Origin of the sequence: Macrococcus carouselicus (genome assembly GCF_004359515.1) — a bacterium.
Taxonomy (GTDB): Bacteria; Bacillota; Bacilli; order Staphylococcales; family Staphylococcaceae; genus Macrococcus; species Macrococcus carouselicus.
The window spans coordinates 12013-33969 of the sequence record NZ_SCWD01000005.1; the positions used below are offsets into that span (position 1 = coordinate 12013).

The following is a 21957-nucleotide window of genomic DNA, read 5'->3' on the forward strand; positions in this document are numbered from 1 at the left end:
AATATTACAGAGACTAACAGTCTATGTAACAAAAATAAAAACCGCAATAAACCCTATCACCATCAGGGTTTGTGCGGTTTTTCACTATATTTTTTATTGAAATATATTCCAGTTATATTACAGAGATTACTTTAAGCAGTTGTTGACTTTTCCCCTTTAGCCACTAAATAAGTAGAATCGAGCGTCTTTTCCAGTACTTTTGTTTCGTAACCGAATAGTGTCATGACCAGCAAATGGATACGTGCCTGCGTCAGCTTATAGACAATCCATGGGAGCGTAGGCTCATACTCATGAATGGCAATGATACATTGATTCGTATCAAGGACCCGGCGGAACTCGAGACGTGCTCTGTTTTCTTCGCCTTCTTTTGCTTTCTTAGAGAATATACCCCCTTTTATCATAAATAAAACACGGTCGTCATCAGTATAGTCCTTATTCTTCTCCAATATCAGTATCGGATCCTTGAATATAGGCAGGGTGATGAACAAGGTATCCCCGTTAATAGCAGTATTGATAAATGACAGCCCGACACGTGACAACCAGTTCATATAGTAGTTGGCCGTCTGGTCAATAGACCATGACGAAGGGATGGTAATACGCTGGACTGATTTCACACCACTCTTCTGAAGGGCTTCTCCAACTGAGTCTTTCTTCTTCTTTTTTTTCTTGTCGCCTTTATCTTCATCAAGTGCTGTCCTGATACTCTCATCCAGCGGTGTCGGCGCATTGGTGATACCTTCAACATAATTCTCTTTAGAAGGGACCATATCATGGACGAGACTGTCCAGGAGCGGGTAGACCAGTTCCTTCGGTTCAGCTGTAATCAGACTGACAATCGGCTTTGTGATCGTCACAGGGATAATGGGCAGATCAATCATCGGCAGCTTTTTATTCATCGCTTTTGCTGTTGCCTTGAACATCCCCTTATAATCCGTGACATCATGATAAATATCAATCGATTGATTATTCTCAGGTGTCCGTTCAATCAGTTGTGCGAGCCCTTTGACAACATCCTTCAGGGCAACGGGAGCAGTCTTACTGTAAGCCCACTTCGGCAGCACCAGTGCGGGCAGACGTTCCGTAAGTTTCTTTAGGATAGGGAAAGAAGAACCCTTTGGTCCGATAATCAGTCCCGCTCTTAATGTGGATACGGGCACACCATAAGAACCCAGAATCTTTTCACACTCCAGACGACTGCGTAAATGATCCGATAAGTTCTTTGAATCTTCGTGCGGCATGATACCGCTCATGAAGATGATATGTTTAACCCCTTTCTTCTTAGCAGCACGGCCAAAATTATCTGCTAGTATTGCATCCATATCGACGAAGGATGCTTGTGTCAGTTTAGCTGATGGCTGCATGGAGTGAACAAGATAGATAGCTGTATCTACGCCCTCCATCGCCGCTTCCACATCTTTGAGCGAAAATAGATCAACCTGCTTCCATTCTACATTTTCTTCGTTTTTCTTATTTTTAGTACTGCGTGAAGCAGCGATAATCTTGTAATCATCTTTAATTTCCTTAAGCAGATTGCCGCCGATATAACCAGAAGCACCTGTCAGTAATATCTTCTTCATCTATAGTCCCCTTCTCTTTTTCATGATGATTTATTATACCCATTAATACATTCTATCTATCAAAATTCCTCTTAAACTTCGTATAAAGATATAAAATTTCACTAGAAATATGATATATTTTTAGAAGAAGGAAGAAAGTAGGCGCTATGATGACTGAAATGACTTACCTGGAAGCATATAAACAGTTCTGGACCGAAGCTTTTAATCTGCACGACCGTGCACGACGAAAAGCGTTCTGGGTCCCTTTTGCTGTCCATGCTGTCTTTTACCTCACCTTCAGCATTCTTATCTTGATTTTCTATCAGACTTCGTATAACCATGTCTATCAGACACTCAACTTTCTATATAATGTCACCCTTAGTGTACCTACTTTCTCAGTCATCTACCGAAGACTGCAGGATATGAATATGACTGGATGGCTGGCACTGATTCTACCCGTCCTTTACTTCATTATTGATCTGCCTGAAGAATATGTAAACGAGACGATGCAGCTGATTGTCTGGTTTCTCTATCTCATCTGCGGCATAATATTGCTCGTCATACTTACGTTTGATGGCACGGAAGGTCCTAACCGGTTCAGCTACGACCCGAAGGAATCTATAGACGAACTCAATCCGAGGAACTACTGATGTATAGTATTGATTTTATGACGACAGCAGAACAGAATCAGATCTGCCAGTGGCATTATGACAGACCTTATGACACTTACAATATGACGCCCGGTGACTTCAGCTCTGACAGTCTCTTCTATTCAGTCAAAGATGGCACTGAAATCATCGGTATGCTGAAATTGTATTATAATGAAGGAACTTGTTCTTTAGGACTTGGCATGCGACCAGACTTAACTGGTCAAGGTAAGGGCCTGGAGTTTGTGCAGTCAGCCATTCAGTTCATTGAAGAACAGGGCAGCAGTCTCATCCAGTTAGCTGTCGCCACGTCCAACGTGCGTGCAATAAAGGTTTACACTCGCTGCGGCTTTGAAGAAACAGATTATGAACTGATGCTTGCCGGTGACGGCCTGGAAGAATTCGTTAAGATGGAATATCGCTTATAATTAAGGAGGGATGACAATGAATGAACTCTGTGATTGTGCGGAACTGCTACAGATCAATGTTTCTGCAGATTACGGTGCCGATCCGTTATGGTGCGGGGTATGTCACCTGAATCTTGATATCGATGCCTTTACCCTGTCGGATTCACTGGAGCATGATTTATTCCGCTGGACCAACCGCTACGGCGAATGGCTGGACCTCGACACTGACACATTAATACCGGCCGGTACCGAACTCGAAACGAAACATAATGACGAGGGCCGTTTTCTGACAAAACGACTGCAGGACGAACTGCCTCATTACCATTTCGACTTCGTACCTTCAGCAGATTCCAGATAAAAAAGCAGCCGGCTGGCTGCTTTTATTTTTTAGGCACTAAGTTCAGTGCTTCAGATACTTCCTGATTCACCTGTTCAAATAACGCTTCATTTTCCCCTAACTTCTGGCCGTAAGAAGGGATGATTTTTTTCAGTCGTTCTTCGATATTCGGAATCTGACTGCCGAAGCAACGTACAACCACCTCGAGCATCACGTGTGCCGCTGTTGAAGCGCCGGGCGAAGCACCGAGAAGCGCTGCGACTGAACCATCCTGTGACGTGATGACTTCTGTACCGAACTGCAGGGTCCCTTTGCCCTGGTCGGTGTCTTTAATAACCTGGACACGCTGACCGGCAACGACGATATCCCAGTCTTCCGCTTTTGCCTCAGGAACGAACTCACGCAGCTCTTCGATACGCTGGTCTTTAGACTGCATCACCTGTTCAATCAAGTACTGCGTCAGCTTCAGTTCTTTCGCTCCAGCTGACAGCATCGTCAGCAGATTGTTCGGTTTCACTGAACCGAAGAGATCAAGATATGAACCTGTTTTCAGGAACTTCGGTGAGAAACCGGCATAGGGACCGAATAGAAGTGACTGTTCACCGTCGATATAACGTGTATCTAAGTGAGGGACAGACATCGGTGGTGCACCGATTTTCGCTTTACCGTACACTTTTGCATGATGTTTCTCGACAATAGCCGGGTCCTTGCAGACAAGGAATAACCCGCTGACAGGGAAACCGCCGATATGTTTGGATTCAGGGATATTTGTTTTCTGTAACAAAGGCAGGCTGTAGCCACCTGCACCGATGAAGACGAAGTCAGCATTATGATATTCCATTTTCTTCTTATCTTCATTGTATACTTTAACCTGCCAGCCGCCACCTTGTACCTGGTTCAGATCTTTCACCAGGTGACGATACTCGATATTAACTCCCTGCTCCTGCAGCACATCAAATAGGTCCTCAGTCAGCTGACCGAAGTTGATATCTGTACCGCTATCCATTCTTGTGAGAGCCATCACTTCATCTGGATCACGGCCTTCCATCATCAGCGGCACCCACTGCTTCATCTTTTCCTTATCTTCAGTGATTTCCATCCCTCTGAACAGTGGATTGTCTGATAACGCCTTGTAGCGATTTTTAATGAAACGAACGTTATCCTCACCACTGACATAACTCATGTGAGGAACCGGCATAATGAAGTTATGAGGGTCTTTCAGCAGACCCTTATTCACTAGATGCGCCCACAGCTGTTTGGATAACTGGAACTGCTCATTGATATCAAGTGCTTTAGAGATATCGACATTGCCGTCCTGATCTTCTTTCGTATAGTTCAGTTCACACAGTGCTGAATGTCCTGTACCCGCATTATTCCAAGCATTGGAACTTTCAAGGCCGGGCTTGTCCAGTTTCTCAAATACAGTGATATTCAGCTCAGGTTTCAGTTCTTTCAGCAGCACCCCTAAAGTCGCACTCATAATACCGCCACCGATCAAGATGACATCGGTTTTATTCGTCATAATCCATTTCCTCCTACCCTTCTACTTAGCTTCCATTATACTCCTATCTAATTAAAGAAAAAAGTATGCGATTACATAATCGTATTAAAAAGAGGAAAAGCAGCTGCTTTTCCTCTTTAAGAAAATAAATTGATTGAAGTGATGATGATCGGCACCGCGAAGACATCGATCAGAAAGGCACCGACAATCGGCACAATCAGGAAGGCTTTCTGAGACGGTCCATACTGTCTCGTCACTGACTGCATATTAGCCATAGCATTAGGCGTTGCACCGAGACCATGTCCGAGGAACCCCCCTATCATCACGGCACTGTCGTATGTACCTCCCAGCAGTTTGAACAGCACAAAGCGGCTGAACAACACGATAAATGCAACCTGGACGATCAGTGTCGTCAGAATAAGCGGTATATTTCCTGAGATTTCAGCGAGCTTGATGCTCATCAGTGCCATAGACAGGAAGACAGCGAGTGTCACATCACCCACCACTTCATTAACAGCAAGGTTCAGCATATCCGGCTTGACGCGGTCGATGACATTACGGACAATGACCGCTGTGAACATGGCACCGACATAGCCCGGCAATGTAAACCCGGTCAGCTTCGTAAAAGTGTCACCGATCAGTGAACCGACTACCATACATAATACAATGACCGCTGACGTTCTGATAAAGGCCTTGGAGTCGATATGAGCTTCAACGTCCCGCTCATCACCGAACACTGCATCATCAGTATCAGACGGATTCAGATTGAATTTATTGATCAGATTCTTAACGACCGGACCACCGGCAAGACCACCTGAAATCAGTCCAAGCGTCGCTGAAGCAAGGCCGATGGACAGTGCACCTGACACACCCATCTCTTCTAAAGTTGTCCCGTAAGCAGTTGCTCCGCCGTGTCCACCTTCCATCGAAGCAGCACCGGTCATCACACCGAGCAGCGGATTCTGACCGAATAGGACAGCGACACTGATACCGAGTATATTCTGCATAAATGCCATGAACCCGCAGACCAGCCAGTAGATGATGAGCAGCTTACCGCCTAATTTAACCAGACCGAAACTTGCACCAAGACCGATTGTCGTGAAGAACGCAATCATGAAAAGAGACTGAAAATCAGTGTTCAGCTTGAAATGTAACCAGCCGAGTGATGCTAGGACCAGTGACAGGATCGCAAATAATAAACCACCGACCACGGGAGCCGGAATAGCGAAGCGATATAAGAACTTAATTTTTTTCAATAAAAATTCGCCTATCAAATAGACGACAAATGCAAGCAGTACCGTCGTGATATCGTTTAATTCTATTGTCATAAATATCTCCTTTTCTCTATATTTCCATAGGTTTGAGTCATAATAGGGTGTACGAATAACTCCCTTAACTTACTCACAAAAAAATTCCCCTGATGACCATCAGGGAAACCTTTTCATTTTACTTATTATAGCATACTTTATTTGAGATTTTGTGTCGCCGGGCCTTCCAGCACGCAGCCTTCTCTATCAAATCTGGAGCCATGACAAGGACAGTCCCAGGTTTTTTCTGCATCGTTGAACTTAACGACACAGCCCATATGCGTACAGAACGGGCTGACATGGTGTTCTTGACCGTCTGTATCTTTATAGACGGCCTGCAGTTTGCCATCTACGTTGAAGATGCCACCTTCTTCAGCCTTCAGTTTCGAGGTATCAGTGCCGTAATCTGTCATTGCCAGCGCTTCTCCTTTAACAGCGTCTTTAATCTGTTTGCCGACTGCTTTCACCTGGTTACCCACTGTATTGATACGTTCCGGTCTGAATAACTCTTCATAACGGTTTTCTTTCCGGAGAATCAGGTCAGTCAGAAGCTGAGCAGCTGTTGCCGAAGTCGCCATACCGAATTTATTGAAACCAGTGACGATATAGACATTTGGATCTTTTTTATCGTACTGACCGATCAACGGCATACGGTCCACTGTCATCATATCCTGAGCTGACCATCGATCCGTCACATTGCCCTTGAAAAACTCAGATGCAGACGCACTGAGTTTCTCATATGCCGATTCCATATTGCAAGTGGCACCGGTGATATGGTTCTCACCGCCGACCAATACGCCGACACCGTTCTCTGTATGATAATGTCTGAGTGAACGTTTAGGCGCATCCACTGTCTGGAACATACCGTGCGGGATATTCACACCGTCAGCCGCAACGATATATGAACGTTCAATCTCAACTTGAGAAATGATATTATTCCTCGCATTGGCAATTGGGAAATGCGTCGCAACAATGATTTTCTGGAAATCAATCGTGTGACCCTTGTCAGTAGTGGCCTGAACTTTGCCGATCTCTTCGACAAGCGTTTCCTCATAGAACTTGACGCCGACTTCTTTACACGCTTCAACCATACCGGCAAGGAATTTGACCGGATGAAACTGTGCCTGGTCGGGCATTTCAAGACCAAGTGTCGTCTTGAACGGCAGCCCCATATCGCCTTCATGCAGCTCAGAACGGATGCCAAGTTTCTCATAAGTGTCATATTCCTTACGAATCGCTTTTTCACTACGCCCATCTGTCAGCTGTGTACTTGATAACCGTTCAAAGTCACAGTCGATTTGATACTTGGTAACCAGTTCATCAATCGCATCAATGCCGTCTATCTGAGAATCGTAGAATAATCGCGCTTTTTCCTGCCCCTGCTTCTTGTAGAGTTCCTGATACAGCAGATGGTGCTGTGCAGTAATTTTCGCCGTCGTATTCGCCGTTGTCTCCTGTACCAGTTTACGTCCTTCAACAAGCGTCACATCACGCCCCGCTTCTGCGAGACGATACGCTGTCATAATACCAGCGATACCCCCGCCGACAATGAGAATCTCTGTACGGATGTTCTGTTCCATGGCCGGGAATTCATTAATAGCAGCTGACTTCGTCCAGTATGAAATATTTTCTTTCTTCATGTCAAGTTCCCCCTCAGTATTTTCCAATCGTTACATTTACCTTTATCGTATACCCTTTTTATTATGAAACCATCATCTAAATGCCATTATTTTGAGTCATAACACGCAACCAGATATAAAGATAAAGAAGAAGAGGGGCACTGAGCAGAACTGTATAAATCATATCAACTGTCAGGTGACCATTCGGCAGGCCCTGACCGATAAGGGCAAGAAAGACAGCATAAATGAAATAAAGGACAGGAAAAAACATAAGAAACAGACTCCAGAGAAATCCAAATAGTCTTTCATATCTCTACCTCCATATGTTAATAACTAACATAAGATATTTTTGAATAGATGGTTTTAAAATCCTGTTCTTTTCACCTTTTCATCATATCACTTTCACTCACTTCATTTCTCTTTACCCCCTCCGTATGGAATAACGTCCTGACCAAATTCCTTAGTGATATATTCTTTCATATCCTGAGATTGCAACACTTTGATAAGGTCCTGAAACTTCTTGTCATTCTTATGCCCTTCCTGCACCGCGAGGATATTGGCGAATGGCGATGATTCATCTTCCAGGGCAATCGCATCTTTATGAGGGATGATGCCATTATCAATCGCATAGTTCGAATTCATGATGACAGCAGCACCTTCACCGTTCTTATACGTTTTCGGCAGAAATTCAGCGCTCTGCTTGTTATTGAACTTCAGGTTTTTCTTGTTTTCGACGATGTCCCTGAACTTTGCATCCTCAATCTTCACACCGTCTTTCAGCTTGATTACACCTTCATTGACGAAGAATGACAGGAAGCGACCTTCCTCTGCCGGATTGCTTGAGACGAAGATTTCAGCACCATCAGGAATTTCATCTAATTTCTTATACTTCTTGCTGTAGACTCCCATCGGTGTAGTGAATACCTTACCGACTTCTTCTATCTTGTAGTGATGGGTCTTCTTTTCAGCATTCAAGTACGGGATATGCTGGAATAAGTTTGCATCCACATCCCCTTCGTCGAGCAGTTTATTCGGTACTTTATAATCATTGACGATCTTCACCTCAACGTCATAACCCTTCTTTTTCATTTCCTCGGCCGCATGCTTCACAACCTCACCATGCGGTGTCGGTGAAGCAGCGACGACTATCTTACTCGCCTCTTCCTTCGCACCCGATGACCCGCAGCCTGCCAGTGACGCTGATAATAACACCGCTCCAAGTAACACTAAACTTTTTTTCATCTACAATTCCTCCTCAAAATTAGCTTTAACAACAAAAAAACTTCCTCCATAAAAACAGAGAAAGTTTCAGGCTTTCTCTCATCTCCTAAAGCTGTCGCTTTATGTGAATTAGCACCATGTCAAACTGACTGGTTGCCGGGCTTCATCGGGCACATCCCTCCGCCACTCTTGATAAGAGTTCATTATTAAATTTGTTCTAATCATAGCAGTGAGAAATCTGGGTGTCAATATCAGAAGGGTAGTAAAATAATTATTTTTCTGTAATATTCAATGATACGCCTTTGTAACGGACTCGTTCTTCTTTAGCATGATTAAACTGAATGATGAATTGATGGCCAGCTATTTCATCGGTAAATTGCACATCGATGTCTTCGTCGTCCCCTTCCTCAAAAGAGTAACGATGATATTTACCTGCTGTATACTTCTTATGGTATTGAAACACGGGCACAATCATCCATTCAGCAAAATGATGGTAGGACTTTGCATAAACATAATAAACTGACTGACCCCTCTTAATTTCCCCTATTTTATTACCGACAGGTTTTATAGCTTCAAGCGCTTCATGGCGTGTCTGATAGGCTTTCATCGGTTCATTGTAACCCTCATAATAGTTGGCATGATCAAGCCAGTGACCGGAGACATCTATTTTGACGACACCTTTTCTGCGCTGGTCATGCAACCAGAATCCTTCTCTATTATCGTTTATAGTGATGATGTCCTCAGGGTTATCACCATTATCTAATGTACCGGTCTGGTATTGAAGAAGACCGGCCGGTGTATGTTCCTGCCATGATTGATTTTTATATTTGCCATTCTCGCTTAACAGCACAATCGTCGGATCAGCCATCGCCACTCCAGTCTGACCGGATTGATCTACGGTCAGGTAATACGTCTTGATATAATACCGCTGACCTTGGGCCACTTCTTCCTGTTTTATGATAAAGTACCGTCCATCCGGCAATTTATAGCGTCTATTCCCCAGCGTACCGATGTAAGGGAACTGTCCTTTCATCTCAGCTGCCATTTCTGCTTCTTCATATGACGGATAGGTCTTTTCAATTGTACTTCTTTCTTCATCCGTTAGATCTTTTATTGTCGATTCAGCAATAAAGTGATAGATTTTCATTGAAGTCAGCAGAATAAGTAAAGCAACGAGGAACGTTATGAATAGCTTTCTTGTCATTCTATCATCTCCTTATATAAGGACAGAATAACATGGAAATTAATAGAAATGTTGAAACCAAGCAAGTTTTAAGGAAACTTTAAGATAAGGTCTGTTATGATACATAGGAGGTGAAGTTATGTCTGAACAACAAAAGGGTATTCTCTATGCGGCCGGGAGTTACGTGATCTGGGGTGTGCTTCCGCTCTACTGGAAGTTCATCGATGATATCAATCCATACGAAATTCTGGCCCACCGTATTATCTGGTCACTTGTCTTTATGATCTTACTTGTTATCTTCCTACGCAAAACGAATGAACTTATCGTTCAGACGAAACGGTTATTCAGTGAACCGAAGCAGGCGATCAGTCTGTTTGTCGCGGCACTTGTCATCACCGTGAACTGGGGACTCTTTATCTGGGCTGTCTCAGAAGGACATATCATGCAGGCGAGTCTCGGCTACTATATCAATCCGCTGATGAGCATTCTGCTCGGTCTGTTTTTTATGAAGGAACGCTTCACTAAAGTCGAATGGACTGCCATCGCACTTGCTGCTGCCGGTGTCTTCTTTATGACGATATCACTCGGCGTCTTTCCTTATATCTCAGTGATGCTCGCCACGTCATTCGCCATCTACGGACTGTTGAAGAAAAATGTCCGTATCGATGCCATCTATACGATTTTACTTGAATGTCTCTTCACATTACCGTTCGCACTGATCGGTCTTGTCTATCTGAAAAGTATGGATATGAGCAACTACGGTATGAACCAGGATAGTTTCCTGCTGCTGTTCTCCGGTGCACTGACTGCCATACCACTCATCCTGTTCACAGCAGGTGCAAGACGTATCCCGCTATCACTCATCGGATTTCTGCAGTACATCGGACCGACGCTCATGCTGATCCAGAGCGTCTTCTTATTCCACGAGAAGTTCACAACGACACACCTCGTGACATTCGGTCTCATCTGGACCGGCCTCATTCTCTACAGCGTCTCTAAAATCATGGCATACCGCAAGCATCGATTTCTTTAAAGCATAAGAGAGACCTGTCTCTCAGAAGATAGACAGGTCTCTCTTACTATTATTTCTCATCTTCGGACGTATCGTCGTGGCCGGCGCCTGCTTCCATTGAATCGTCGCCTGCTTCTGCGTCAGAACCATCTGCCTGACTATCAAGCAAGTCTTTGCCTTTTTGGATATATTCATCCTTATTTTCAGTTAGGTGATCCTGACCTTGTTGTTTTAAATCATCAAATTTGTCGTTTAAACTCATCTTTAACATCTCCTTAGAACGGTTTTAGATTAGAATCAGATAAAATTCTTTTTCTCATTTTCAGTGTTCTGCTGTTCTTCACGTTCAGCCGCTGCGTCCTGTTCAAAACGTTTCTCAGTGCGTTGTTCTTTCACTTCTTCTGCATTCATATCTTTTTCTTCAGCCATGATAGCCTCCTGCAACAATGTGATAGTAATATTTTACCCCTCAAGACATCTATTAAACGTCTTCCTTATTAGGACTGACAGGACACTTGAACTGAGTCGGCAGTTCGGAACGGCTGCATGTCGTGTTTACTAAAGTCTAGTCTTGCCCTTTACCACCGTCTACGCGGGAAATACTCTTAATAAAACTTTAATCAGTAGACCGCTGCATTCTTCATCGCTGAAATCATACCGTTCACTTTACAGGTTGAGATTTCTCTTCGTTGCAACCGGTCAGCAGTAAAGATATCAATATGACTGTTATCCTTATTTTATCTGACCATTCCTTATTACTAACATGGCATACATGAAATAGATGAAGAAATTGTTCTACTAATATTTTATGAATAAAAATTCAACAAGCTATTGTATTTATTCTATCTTCAGTTATAATAAGTTTAATATTCTGAAAATTCAATCAGACTTAATATGGGGGTATGGATATGAAGAAAAAATACGCATTACTGGCATCATTGATGGCTGTCTCAGGGTTCACTGCTGCCTGTTCAAGTGGCGGCGATAACAACGACAAAGATTCAAAGGCGACTGCCGACAGCAAAGAATCCAAGCAGGCGCTGAAGCTGATGTCTATCTCTGATATCCCGACGCTTGATACGTCACTTGCGACCGATATGGTGGCGTTCAATGTCATGAACCAGACGATGGAAGGTCTGTATGTACTGGATGATAAGGATAAAGCAGCACCCGGTGTGGCATTAGGGGAGCCCGAGAAATCGAAAGATGGTAAGACCTGGACCATCAAATTGAATGATAAGGCGAAATGGTCGAACGGCGATCCTGTCACTGCTGATGATTTCGTCTACTCATGGCGTCGTACACTTGATCCTGCGACAGGTGCTGAGTATGCATACATCATGTATGATGTGAAGAACGCAGAGGATGTGAACTTAGGCAAGAAGAAGCCTGAAGAACTAGGCGTCAAAGCAATCGACGACCATACCCTGCAGATTGAACTGAATACCAATGTCCCTTATTTCCAGGAGCTCCTCGCATTCGGCACCTTCTATCCTCAGAACCAGAAGTTCGTTGAAAAGCAAGGTAAGAACTACGGAGTCACGGCTGAGTCCACGCTCTACAACGGACCGTTCTTCATCTCTGAATGGAATGTGGAGAAAAACTATATCCTTGAGCCGAACGAGCAGTACTGGGATAAAGATAAAGTCAAACTGAAGAAAATCGATTATCAGGTCATCAAGGACCAGCAGACAGGAGTCAATCTCTATACAACCGGCTCACTTGACGTGGCGCAGCTCGCTGCTGAACAGGTCAGCAAGTATAAAAATCAGAAAGACTTCGATGCTCAGCTCGAGGCACGTACTTACTTCATCCGTTTCAACCAGGACAAAGTACCTGATTTAAAGAACAAGAATCTGCGTCTGGCATTATCAAAGGCATTCGATAAAGAGAACTACGTGAAGAACTTACTGAACAATGGTTCTAAAGCAACCAATGTCCTGACACCGACTGAATTTGTATTGGGTCCAGATGGCAAAGACTATGTCGACGGCGTCAAGTCACCTTTAAACTACGACCAAGCAGAAGCAAAGAAATACTACGAGCAGGCTAAGAAAGAGCTCGGCAAAGATAAATTCAACTTCGAGTACTTGACATATGATCAGGATACAGCAAAAAAAGATGCGGAGTACATCAAAGAACAGATTGAAACCAACTTACCGGGCGTCACACTGACTATCAAACAGCAGCCGTTCAAACAGAAACTGAAACTTGAATCTGAACAGAACTATGAACTCGCATTCGGCCGCTGGGGCGCTGATTATCCGGACCCGATGACCTATGTGGACATGTTCCTGACAGACGGTGCGAACAATGAGACCGGCTGGAGTAATAAAGATTTCGACCAGAAAGTCAAAGATGCCAAAGGCCCGCTCCTGGATAATCCGGAGAAACGCTGGACGACACTTCAGGAAGCAGAAACAATCTTACTTGAAGATGCAGCAATCGCACCTGTCTACCAGAGCGGTATGGCACGCCTTGTGAATCCTAAGTTAAAAGGCATGGTTCTTCACAAATTCGCAGGTGATACTTCGCTGAAAGAAGCCTATATGGAAGAATAATAAAACGAGTATGGATTTCCTATCCATACTCGCTTTTTTAATTCACACCTGCATGCCTATCTTAAAAACTTCGGATACTGCCCCTCTTCTTCAGACGTGCCTTCTGGAGTTTGACCGGCAGAATATATTTCATGACGGATCGCCCTCCTGTCAGCTATCTGTTAGAATGCTGATGCTAAATAACAGTTTTTTAAATTTCTTTAAGTTTAACAGGAAATTTCATGATATGAGAACACGGGTGACAAATGAAAAAATGAAAAAACTGCAGCTGCAGTCTGATTGATTTAATTAGGTGATTTCTTATCAAGCGGCTGACCGAATTTGGTTCTGGCTGCCTTGAATGTTTTACCTAGCTTAAGACATCATCTGTTCGCTTTGAGCTGTTTGACTACTATCTCATTCGTCAGATTCGGGACTGTGTACTTACCGTATATCGCAGAATCCTGGTTACCACCAGCTGATGCTTCGTGATTCATCATAAAAGGTGATAGTCATAGAGCCGTTGCAAGTGCAGCAGTGATGAACAAGAGGATGTCTTATATAACTGAATTATAAAACATCCTTTTCAGCATTCCCATCATAAGTTCATTATTTCACAAATTAGTTATATTCTCCCGTAATATTGCTAAAAAGCTGTCACTTTTTGATATTCATCTCATTATGCTTTCTGCACGGTAATCGTCCAGGAAGCATCGTCCAGCTGCTCATAGTTCGTCACCGGATAATTCTGTTGTGCCGCCCAGTTCGGGATCGCTTCTGTCGCCTGCGTACAGTCAAAGTCAATCTTCAGCTCGTCGCCTGCAGCCAGCTCCTCCATCTTCTTCTGTGCTTCAATCAACGGGAAAGGACAAACCATACCTACTGTACCTAATTCATATAACATCTAATCTCTCCTTAAGCAGTCTGTGTTTTAACTGAAACTTTCTTCGCCTGCTGCGTCGGTCTGACGAACAGGAAGTAACTCATAAACCATGTCCCTAATATCATAAATAACAGCGATAACCAGCCCTGCGCATTCATCGTCGCCGTCGCCACAAGACCATTACCTATTGAGCACCCGCCTGCCAGTGCGGCACCGATACCCATGCATGCCCCGCCGATTGCACTGTTGCGGATTGTGATTCTATCCGGCAGACGCCATTTGAATTCGCGTGAACCCCGTGCTGCTATATAGGAACCGATGAAGATACCGAGTACCAGGAAGACGCCCCAGTCCAGCAGTTTAGTGTCCCCGTTGACCAAGAACTGCAGAAGATTGGATGACGGGGTCGTGATACCGAGACCATAGTTACGGCCGGTCGATGCACTGACCGGCCAGGCGATGAACGCAATCAGACCGATTGCGACTGCCGCCATAAACGGATGGTATTTCTTTTCGAAGAAGACGTGTCTCATACCCGTAAACTTCGGTTTCAGCTGAGGCACCGCGAACTTCGGTTTCTTTAATTCTTTGCGGACGAAGTAGAATGTGATCCCTGCCAGCACCAAGAGTAATAACCAGTACGGAATACCTGTTGCTTTGCTGACATCTGAATTGACCACAGTCACACTGTTCATCTTATCCAGGAAAGGCTTCAATACCCCTGCCTTTGTCATCGCAGCAAAGAGCGCATACATACCGAGCGCAATCCAGCTGCCGATCAGCCCTTCACCCGCACGGTACCATGTACCCGTCGCACAGCCGCCTGCCAATATAATACCGATACCGAAGACGAATGAACCGATAATCGTACCGACCACAGAGAAAGTGTCATACGACAGCTGAATGACATTCAGTGTTGTCAGTATCCATAACCCGATCCCCTGGATGGTAATCGCGATCAGCAGGGCATAAAACATCTTGTTGCTTTTCTGAACATATATATCTCTGAAGCCGCCTGTCAGACAGAAACGAGTGCGCTGCATCACGAACCCGAGCATGCCTCCAACGACCAGACCGCTAATAATTAACCACCACATATGACTACCTCCTATTATTCCGATAAACTTACTAAGGTATAATAGCACAGAGAGGTTTATAAGTAAACCACATCAAATAAAAAAGGAATGAATTTCTCCATTTCCTCAAAAGCCTAAATTTTAGCATTAACTTCATTTTTCGATCTTTTATATCATCTTACCCTATCATAATGGCTATCTAAGCTCTTTAGTCAAGATATTCAGCACCTTATATCAATACCATAGTAATAATGCTCTCATATCGATAGTGAGAATCTTCTCAGTTTCAGCAAGCTTCATTACTGAAGATTTGCTCAGCCACCTCAACAAACATCTCAAACCCTATTTCAAAGCTCTCTTCATCCATCTCGAAACGTGGGTGATGATGAGGATGCCTGCTTTCTTCATCCTTCAGCCCTGAGCCAATAAATGTATAGACGCTTGGTACCAACCGACTGAAGGCACTGAAATCCTCTCCACCCATCATGGGTGGTTCTGTAATGATTTTTCCTGGATATAGCCCCTCGGCAATCTTTCTGACTTCAGCCGTCATTTTATCATCATTGATGACCGCATCATAGCCTCGTATGTAATTGAAGTCGTAACTGGCTCCGTACATGCCGCATAAATGATCAATCATGTTTTTAAGCTGACTCTCAATCAATGAGCGGGCGCTATCCGTCGTTGTCCGGACTGAACCTTTTAACAGTATCTTTTCAGGTATCACATTCTCCGCTCCGACGACGCCAGCCTGAAACACAGTATTAGAGATGACTGCTGAATCATAAGGATCAATCTGCCGTGAAGTGATGGTCTGAAGCGCTGAAATAAACTGACTGCCAATGACAATGGGATCAATACAGAGGTGAGGCTGACTGGAATGCCCGCCTTTGCCCTGGATAGTCAGTTCATATAGGTCCGAGTTGGCACTGGCTGGTCCTGATTTGATATCGATTAAGCCTGTATCCATAATCGCCCATAAATGATGACCGTATATAAAATCGAAATCATCAAAGTACCCCGTTGCAACCATTTCTCTAGCTCCACCTGGAATCAGCTCTTCTGCATGCTGAAAGATACAATGAATTTCATTAGCCAGTCTCTCACTATGATCATTAAAGTAATGAGCTGCACCTAATAGAATGGCTGCGTGTCCATCGTGACCACAGGCATGCATCTTGCCTTCAGCTCTGGATTTATATTCAAGATGGTCACACTCTTCTCCCACAGGAAGTGCATCTATATCCGCACGTAATCCGATTTTCTTACCTTTCCCTTCATTAAACACTGCCACAGTGCTTGTCTCTGTCAGTTGAATGACTTTGCAATTTGGTAATGCTGATAAGATCTGACGGATATATTTCGCAGTCTCATATTCTTCAAACGACAGTTCCGGATGTTCGTGCATATATCTTCTATATACAATAACCTTCTCTTTATATTGATCATAACGACTCATATGTCTAACCTCCTAAATGGATAGGTCCGCCTGGTCCTACTGGAAGACCGAAATAGAACCATCCTAAAAGTAAAAGGGTCCAGAAGATAGCAAAGCCGATTGAGTAAGGCATAAGGGCTGCTATCAGTGTACCTAATCCAATATCCTTCTGATATTTCTGCGCAAATGATAACAATAACGGCATATAAGGCATCATGGGTGTAATGGGGTTTGTGATTGAATCCCCTACACGGTAAATAACCTGAGTAAATGCAGGATGGAAACCTAAGAGCATCATCATCGGAATCAGAATCGGCGCTAGAATAGCCCACTTAGCTGAAGCACTACCCATCAGCATGTTAATACCAGCCGATAAAATCAATATACCGATAATTAGTATAAAGCCATTCTGACCTTCCAGTAACTCTGCCCCTTTAATCGCAAGAATCGTCCCAAGATTACTCCACGTGAAGAAGGCCAGCATCTGAGCAGCGAAGAAGACAATGACGATAAATGAGCCCATAGAACTCATGGAATCCGCCAGCATCTCAGCGAATTTCTTTGAAGAACGCATAGTGCCGGCCATAATGCCATAAACAATACCCGGCACTAGGAATAGTACAGTAATAAGCGGAACAATCCCCTTCATCAGAGGTGAATCCTGAATCAGACTTCCTGTCTCAGCATTACGCAGCAGACCATTCTCAGGAATTGCCAGAAAAGCGAAAAGAGCCATGATAGCCAGTAAGCTTAAATTAGCAACAATCATTGCTTTTCTTTCCTTCTCAGTAACACCCGCGTCTTCAACCGTACTCCCCTCTTTATACGAACCGAATCTAGGAATCGTGATTTTCGTTGTGATATACCATGCCACGAACAACAAGAGAACAGTTGAGGCACATAAGAAATAATAGTTCATCGCTGCGTTAACCTGTACGCTGCCATCGATCAACTTAGTAGCGGGCTCTGTAAAGGAGACCATAAGTGCATCCGTCATACCGATGACTAAGCTGGCAGAAAAGCCGCCTAGTGATGCTGCATAAGCCATGACCAGACCTGCAATAGGGTGATAACCTAACTTGATGAAGACTAAAGCAGCAATCGGCGGTAACACGATAGGCGCTGCATCCCCAGCAGCATTGCCCATAATAGCCACAAAAATAATGATCGGGATGATGATTTTCTTCGGTGTCTTTTCGATAGTGTATTTCATCAATGTCTCGAAATAACCTGTCTTCTCACCAATACCGACTCCTATCATCACGACCAGCACTAATCCTAATGGCGGAAAGGTTGCGAAATTAGTGACCGCTTCAGAGATAATTCTTGCGATTCCTTCCGCATTCAGTAAGTTGACGGCTTTCACAACTTTTCCATCAGCAGGATTGACAGCTGTTACACCCATTGTTCCGGCAATAAATGAGGCAGACAGGATGATGGCACACAAAGAAATAAAAATAACAACCGGATCCGGTAACTTATTGCCTGACTTCTCGATTATGTCCAGAAACTTATCCATTATACTTCTCTTCTTTGTTGTCTGTTCCATGGTTCATCTCCTTTGATTTCAGAATATTCCGTTAAATAACATGATATAGATTAACAGGAGGGAATACAACCGAATTTCCACAAAAAATAACAAATAATATCCTTAAGTGATTCTTCTTAATACTTTTTAATCAGCAGACTTATTTAATAATTATAGTTCTACCAATCAAAACCCCCTGCTTTCGCAGAGGGTTTGTTCTACAATATATACTCCTTGCCGATTTCCGGTAAGATTCTTGTATGATAGTCCAGTAATTCCGGCCTGAAGCCGTGCTGAGGAATCAGCACTCTAGGCTGTATCGTCTCAACGACCTGCTCAAGCTGTTCTGTTGTGGCGTGGCCACTGTCATGGAGCGGAACATATTCCATCTCCAGTAGTTCGAGCCAAGCCATCATGACCACAAAGCCTGAATCGTATTCACCGAGTGGCATACCGTTCTGATGCAGATATTTGAACGGTGATAAATCCAGTTCCAAGAGCTGTCTGAAGTTTGTAAAGTCATGCTGGATGATGACCTTATCCATCTCCACCGCTTCCTCTAAATTGATTTCAGGCATATTCACCTGCTCATCTGTCTGCGGCACCTTGTAGTAGTAACAGTGAGCGGTATCTGTCTCTATCAGGTCGTCAATGAGTACAGCGATGCGCTGGTCCACGACAAATGTATAGTGATGGTCACGCGTGAACTCAATCCACTCCCGGATTCGCTTGATATTACGTTGATAGATGTTCAGCATATAATGATTATGGTCCCCAACCTGATAGCGCTCTGATACTTCTTTATCTCTAACATCAAAGCTGAATGAGGTCGTCTCAATAATGAGATAATCGATATCATGCGTTTCTTTCAGCCAAGTATGCGTCTCCTTGTCCTCAGGTCTTAATCTGATATCTCCTGAATACATGATACGTGTGTCCGGCGTCTCTATCAGAATAGCGCTCGCTCCGATGACGTCATGTGTCACCGGAAAATAAGTTATCGTGATATGCTCTCCGACCGTATAGCCTCTGTGATAATCAACAGCCGTTAATCTGTCAGCATCCACGCCCAACTGTCCGTCACCTATCTTGGTGAGACTCGCATACAACTCCTTTGACTCATGGCTGACCCACACCGGAATATGTGCCGGAATGTATCCCAGTAATTCCATATGGTCCAGATGCATATGACTGATGCCCACCACTGTCCTGATATCTGACGGCTCGTAAAAGTCCTTGATATCAGGCAGCATTTTCACTTTTTTCAGATGACCGATATCTTCCGGCATCAGTATTCTATCATCATATAGCGGGGACAGCGGTCCTCTGCCGAAGTCACAGATGAATCGTTCATTGCCATAGACGACCTCAAATATCGTGCCACCTATTGTTTTTGTGCCCGCATAAAATTTTAGTGTCGTCTTTGTCATACTTCAACCTACTTTTTCGCTTTATCGATTGCCGCCTGGGCTTTTTCCGCCATATTCTTCAGTGTTTCTTTCGGCTCTGCGTCATCAAATAACATCTTATCCAGTTCGGTTCCGATTGCTTCCTTCATGGCGAAAGCGTCTGGTACACGGTCCTCGATGAAAGCACCATCGTACTGACTGACGCCTGCAGCATGGACGGGATGTTCTTTGACGAATGATTGCCATTCTTCACTATCAAGTGCTGACTGACGTACCGGTAAGTAACCTGTTGTCTTCGCCCAGTCGATTGTGTTCTCTTTAGAGATCAGATATTTCATATATTCGAAAGCTGCTTTCTGCTGTTCTTCTGTGCTTGAAGCGAACATGGTGATATTAGTCCCCTGGAACGGTGCTGCTGCTTCTTTGCCTTTTGGCAGTGGTACTGTCGTCCAATCCATTTTTGCATCTTTCTCAACGAAAGGAATGCCTGCGTTTGAACCAATATACATCGCTACATCGCCGTTCGTGAATGGACCTGATAAGTATTCATCTTCACCTGCCATACGAGCTGTTCCATTATCAAGCATGTTGTTGATGAACTGCAGTGCTTTCAGTCCTTCTGGTGAATCGAATAGGACTTTATTGTTCTTCTCGTCTACGAACTCACCGCCCGCCTGCTTGATCCACATGCTGATTTCATGAGCCATACCATTTTCAAAGCCCATACCTACTACTTTCTTGCCGTCAACAGTTGTCGTCATCTTCTCTGCTGCCGCTTCTAACTCTTCCCATGTTTCCGGGGCTTTCAGTCCTGCTTTTTTCAGATAGTCGTTGTTCACATAGAGGACACGTGTCGATTTGTTGAAAGGCAGACCTAATACTTTGTCGCCGAATGTATTATCTTTACGGAATACTTCTGTGATGTCGTCGTAAGATTCTTTGTCGTCAAATCCATTCTCACCCTCAATCATCGGTTTCAGGTCGACGACCAGGTTGTTGCGGTCATAGTCTGCAATCCATTCGCCGTAAGCCTGAGCGATGGTCGGAGAATTCTTCGCTTTAGCTGCTGCGAGTAATTTCTGTGACAGGTCACCGTAGTTCCCCTGACCCACTAATTTCACTTTGATGTCCTTGTGCTCTTTGTTGAATTCGTCCGTCTTCTTCTTCAGCCATTCTTCGTGTGTATCAGTCATCGCATGCCAGAAAGTCACTTCCTGCACTTCGCCCGTCTCATCAGCTGACTTCTCTTCAGACTTCTTTGTATCATTAGACGCTTCGTTCGATTTATCATTTCCACCTTTAGAGCTGTCAGAGCCACAAGCAGCAAGGAATACCATCATTACAACCAGTAATACATATAACGATTTTTTCATATTTGTCATTCTCCCTTTTTGTTTTGATATGCACGTGAAACAACGACCTTACTTCAAATGTTCGGCAGGACCACCTCCTTTAATGTTCAGAACTTAACCTTTGATGCCGGCTCTTGCGACACCCTGGATAATGTATTTCTGCAGGATAATGAACAGGATGATCATCGGCAGAATAATCATCGCACTCGCCGCCATCAGCAGCTCGTAGTTCGTCCCTGCTTCAGTCGTGAATGCAGTCAGGCCGACCGGCAGTGTCCGCATCTCCTCAGAGTTCGTCACAACAAGCGGCCAGAGGAACGCATTCCATGACCCGATGATCTTCAGGAGCACAATCGTAACAATCGCCGGTTTCGCGAGAGGGACCATGATGCGCCACAGGAAATTCCAGTTGCTGCAGCCGTCAATGCGTGCGGCATAACCTAGTTCATCCGGTATCGACATGAAGAACTGGCGCAGCAGGAAGATGGAGAAGATACTCGCTGTCCACGGCACAATCAACGCTTCGAAGCGGTCAATCCAGCCCAGATTGGATAAGGTCACAAAGTTCGGGATGAGCAGCACTTCCCCGGGGATCATCATGGTTGCCATCAATACTGAAAAGACGATGTCCCGTCCCCAGAACGCCAGCTTGCTGAATGCATAAGCAGCAAGAATGGTGGTCAGCAGCTCACCTATCGTTGACAGTACTGTGACGACTATCGAATTGAACAGATATCTTGCGAACGGGGCCTTCTGGAATGCCGTCATATAGTTATCCCATCTGAACTCGGAAGGAATCCAGACAGGCGGCATCGTCATGACTTCGTCAGACGGCTTAAGTGACGTAGATACCATCCAGATAAATGGCAGCAGCATCAGGATAGAGCCAAGAATCAGCATTAAATACATAAAACCTTTAGACATACCTGATCTCAATGAAC

21 protein-coding genes and 1 riboswitch are annotated in these 21957 nt (G+C 44.3%); of the genes, 5 read left to right on the forward strand and 16 right to left on the reverse strand.

Annotated features, from left to right (window positions below; translation table 11 throughout):
* Window positions 1-131: 131 nt before the first annotated feature.
* The gene (locus tag ERX40_RS09575; protein WP_133418286.1) at window positions 132-1577 is read right to left on the reverse strand and encodes an NAD(P)H-binding protein; all 1446 of its coding nucleotides are present in this window, start codon (window positions 1575-1577) and stop codon (window positions 132-134) included.
* Between the two features lie 146 nt (window positions 1578-1723).
* Here ERX40_RS09575 and ERX40_RS09580 point away from each other — a divergent pair, with 146 nt between their 5' ends.
* The 3 genes from ERX40_RS09580 to ERX40_RS09590 are packed head-to-tail and all read left to right on the forward strand — an operon-like array spanning window position 1724 to window position 2968.
* Entirely contained in the window at window positions 1724-2206 is a 483-nt protein-coding gene (locus tag ERX40_RS09580; protein WP_133418287.1) for a DUF805 domain-containing protein, read from the forward strand.
* Window positions 2206-2631: a GNAT family N-acetyltransferase gene (locus tag ERX40_RS09585; RefSeq protein ID WP_133418288.1), complete on the forward strand. Its 426-nt coding sequence runs from the start codon at window positions 2206-2208 to the stop codon at window positions 2629-2631. The genes ERX40_RS09580 and ERX40_RS09585 overlap by 1 nt, the downstream gene beginning before the upstream one ends.
* Window positions 2632-2647: 16 nt before the next feature.
* Window positions 2648-2968, forward strand: coding sequence for a hypothetical protein (locus ERX40_RS09590; protein ID WP_133418289.1), 321 nt, complete (start codon window positions 2648-2650; stop codon window positions 2966-2968).
* Window positions 2969-2990: 22 nt separating this feature from the next.
* Here ERX40_RS09590 and mqo read toward each other — a convergent pair whose 3' ends face one another.
* The 6 genes from mqo to ERX40_RS09615 all read right to left on the reverse strand — a co-directional run bounded on the left by mqo (window position 2991) and on the right by ERX40_RS09615 (window position 9799).
* The gene (gene mqo, locus ERX40_RS09595) at window positions 2991-4469 is read right to left on the reverse strand and encodes a malate dehydrogenase (quinone) (RefSeq protein WP_133418290.1); all 1479 of its coding nucleotides are present in this window, start codon (window positions 4467-4469) and stop codon (window positions 2991-2993) included.
* 116 nt (window positions 4470-4585) lie between these two features.
* On the reverse strand, window positions 4586-5776 hold the full coding sequence (gene gltS, locus ERX40_RS09600) for a sodium/glutamate symporter (protein WP_133418291.1): 1191 nt from the start codon (window positions 5774-5776) through the stop codon (window positions 4586-4588).
* Between the two features lie 137 nt (window positions 5777-5913).
* Entirely contained in the window at window positions 5914-7395 is a 1482-nt protein-coding gene (locus ERX40_RS09605; protein ID WP_133418292.1) for an FAD-dependent oxidoreductase, read from the reverse strand.
* A gap of 76 nt (window positions 7396-7471) precedes the next feature.
* Entirely contained in the window at window positions 7472-7645 is a 174-nt protein-coding gene (locus ERX40_RS11330) for a hypothetical protein (RefSeq protein WP_165980734.1), read from the reverse strand.
* 140 nt (window positions 7646-7785) lie between these two features.
* Window positions 7786-8616 carry a MetQ/NlpA family ABC transporter substrate-binding protein gene (locus tag ERX40_RS09610; protein ID WP_133418293.1) on the reverse strand — a complete coding sequence of 277 codons (831 nt, stop codon included), beginning with the start codon at window positions 8614-8616 and terminating at the stop codon, window positions 7786-7788.
* 75 nt (window positions 8617-8691) lie between these two features.
* Window positions 8692-8794: riboswitch (SAM riboswitch) on the reverse strand.
* 72 nt (window positions 8795-8866) lie between these two features.
* Window positions 8867-9799 carry a hypothetical protein gene (locus ERX40_RS09615; RefSeq protein ID WP_133418294.1) on the reverse strand — a complete coding sequence of 311 codons (933 nt, stop codon included), beginning with the start codon at window positions 9797-9799 and terminating at the stop codon, window positions 8867-8869.
* Window positions 9800-9917: 118 nt separating this feature from the next.
* On the opposite strand from ERX40_RS09615, the gene rarD reads away from it, so the two are divergent.
* Window positions 9918-10811: an EamA family transporter RarD gene (rarD, locus tag ERX40_RS09620; protein WP_133418295.1), complete on the forward strand. Its 894-nt coding sequence runs from the start codon at window positions 9918-9920 to the stop codon at window positions 10809-10811.
* Window positions 10812-10860: 49 nt separating this feature from the next.
* Here the strand turns inward: rarD and ERX40_RS09625 are convergent, their stop codons facing one another.
* Both ERX40_RS09625 and ERX40_RS11585 read right to left on the reverse strand, forming a co-directional pair.
* Window positions 10861-11052 (reverse strand): hypothetical protein, encoded by a 192-nt coding sequence (locus tag ERX40_RS09625; protein WP_133418296.1) that lies wholly within the window; start codon window positions 11050-11052, stop codon window positions 10861-10863.
* Window positions 11053-11087: 35 nt separating this feature from the next.
* Window positions 11088-11219, reverse strand: coding sequence for a hypothetical protein (locus ERX40_RS11585; protein ID WP_279488449.1), 132 nt, complete (start codon window positions 11217-11219; stop codon window positions 11088-11090).
* Between the two features lie 479 nt (window positions 11220-11698).
* Between ERX40_RS11585 and ERX40_RS09630 the strand changes: the two genes are divergently transcribed.
* Entirely contained in the window at window positions 11699-13351 is a 1653-nt protein-coding gene (locus ERX40_RS09630; RefSeq protein ID WP_133418297.1) for a peptide ABC transporter substrate-binding protein, read from the forward strand.
* A 658-nt stretch (window positions 13352-14009) separates the two neighbouring features.
* Here ERX40_RS09630 and ERX40_RS09635 read toward each other — a convergent pair.
* From ERX40_RS09635 to ERX40_RS09665, 7 genes are all read right to left on the reverse strand, one after another.
* Entirely contained in the window at window positions 14010-14234 is a 225-nt protein-coding gene (locus tag ERX40_RS09635; protein ID WP_133418298.1) for a sulfurtransferase TusA family protein, read from the reverse strand.
* Between the two features lie 11 nt (window positions 14235-14245).
* On the reverse strand, window positions 14246-15310 hold the full coding sequence (locus tag ERX40_RS09640; RefSeq protein WP_133418299.1) for a YeeE/YedE family protein: 1065 nt from the start codon (window positions 15308-15310) through the stop codon (window positions 14246-14248).
* 265 nt (window positions 15311-15575) lie between these two features.
* Window positions 15576-16748 carry a M20 metallopeptidase family protein gene (locus tag ERX40_RS09645; RefSeq protein ID WP_133418300.1) on the reverse strand — a complete coding sequence of 391 codons (1173 nt, stop codon included), beginning with the start codon at window positions 16746-16748 and terminating at the stop codon, window positions 15576-15578.
* A 4-nt stretch (window positions 16749-16752) separates the two neighbouring features.
* A complete protein-coding gene (locus tag ERX40_RS09650; protein WP_133418301.1) occupies window positions 16753-18276 on the reverse strand; it encodes an AbgT family transporter in 1524 nt (507 codons plus the stop codon).
* Between the two features lie 197 nt (window positions 18277-18473).
* A complete protein-coding gene (locus tag ERX40_RS09655) occupies window positions 18474-19685 on the reverse strand; it encodes an MBL fold metallo-hydrolase (RefSeq protein ID WP_133418302.1) in 1212 nt (403 codons plus the stop codon).
* A gap of 8 nt (window positions 19686-19693) precedes the next feature.
* Entirely contained in the window at window positions 19694-21037 is a 1344-nt protein-coding gene (locus ERX40_RS09660; RefSeq protein ID WP_165980735.1) for an ABC transporter substrate-binding protein, read from the reverse strand.
* Between the two features lie 93 nt (window positions 21038-21130).
* On the reverse strand, window positions 21131-21952 hold the full coding sequence (locus ERX40_RS09665; RefSeq protein WP_165980736.1) for a carbohydrate ABC transporter permease: 822 nt from the start codon (window positions 21950-21952) through the stop codon (window positions 21131-21133).
* Between the last annotated feature and the right edge of the window lie 5 nt (window positions 21953-21957).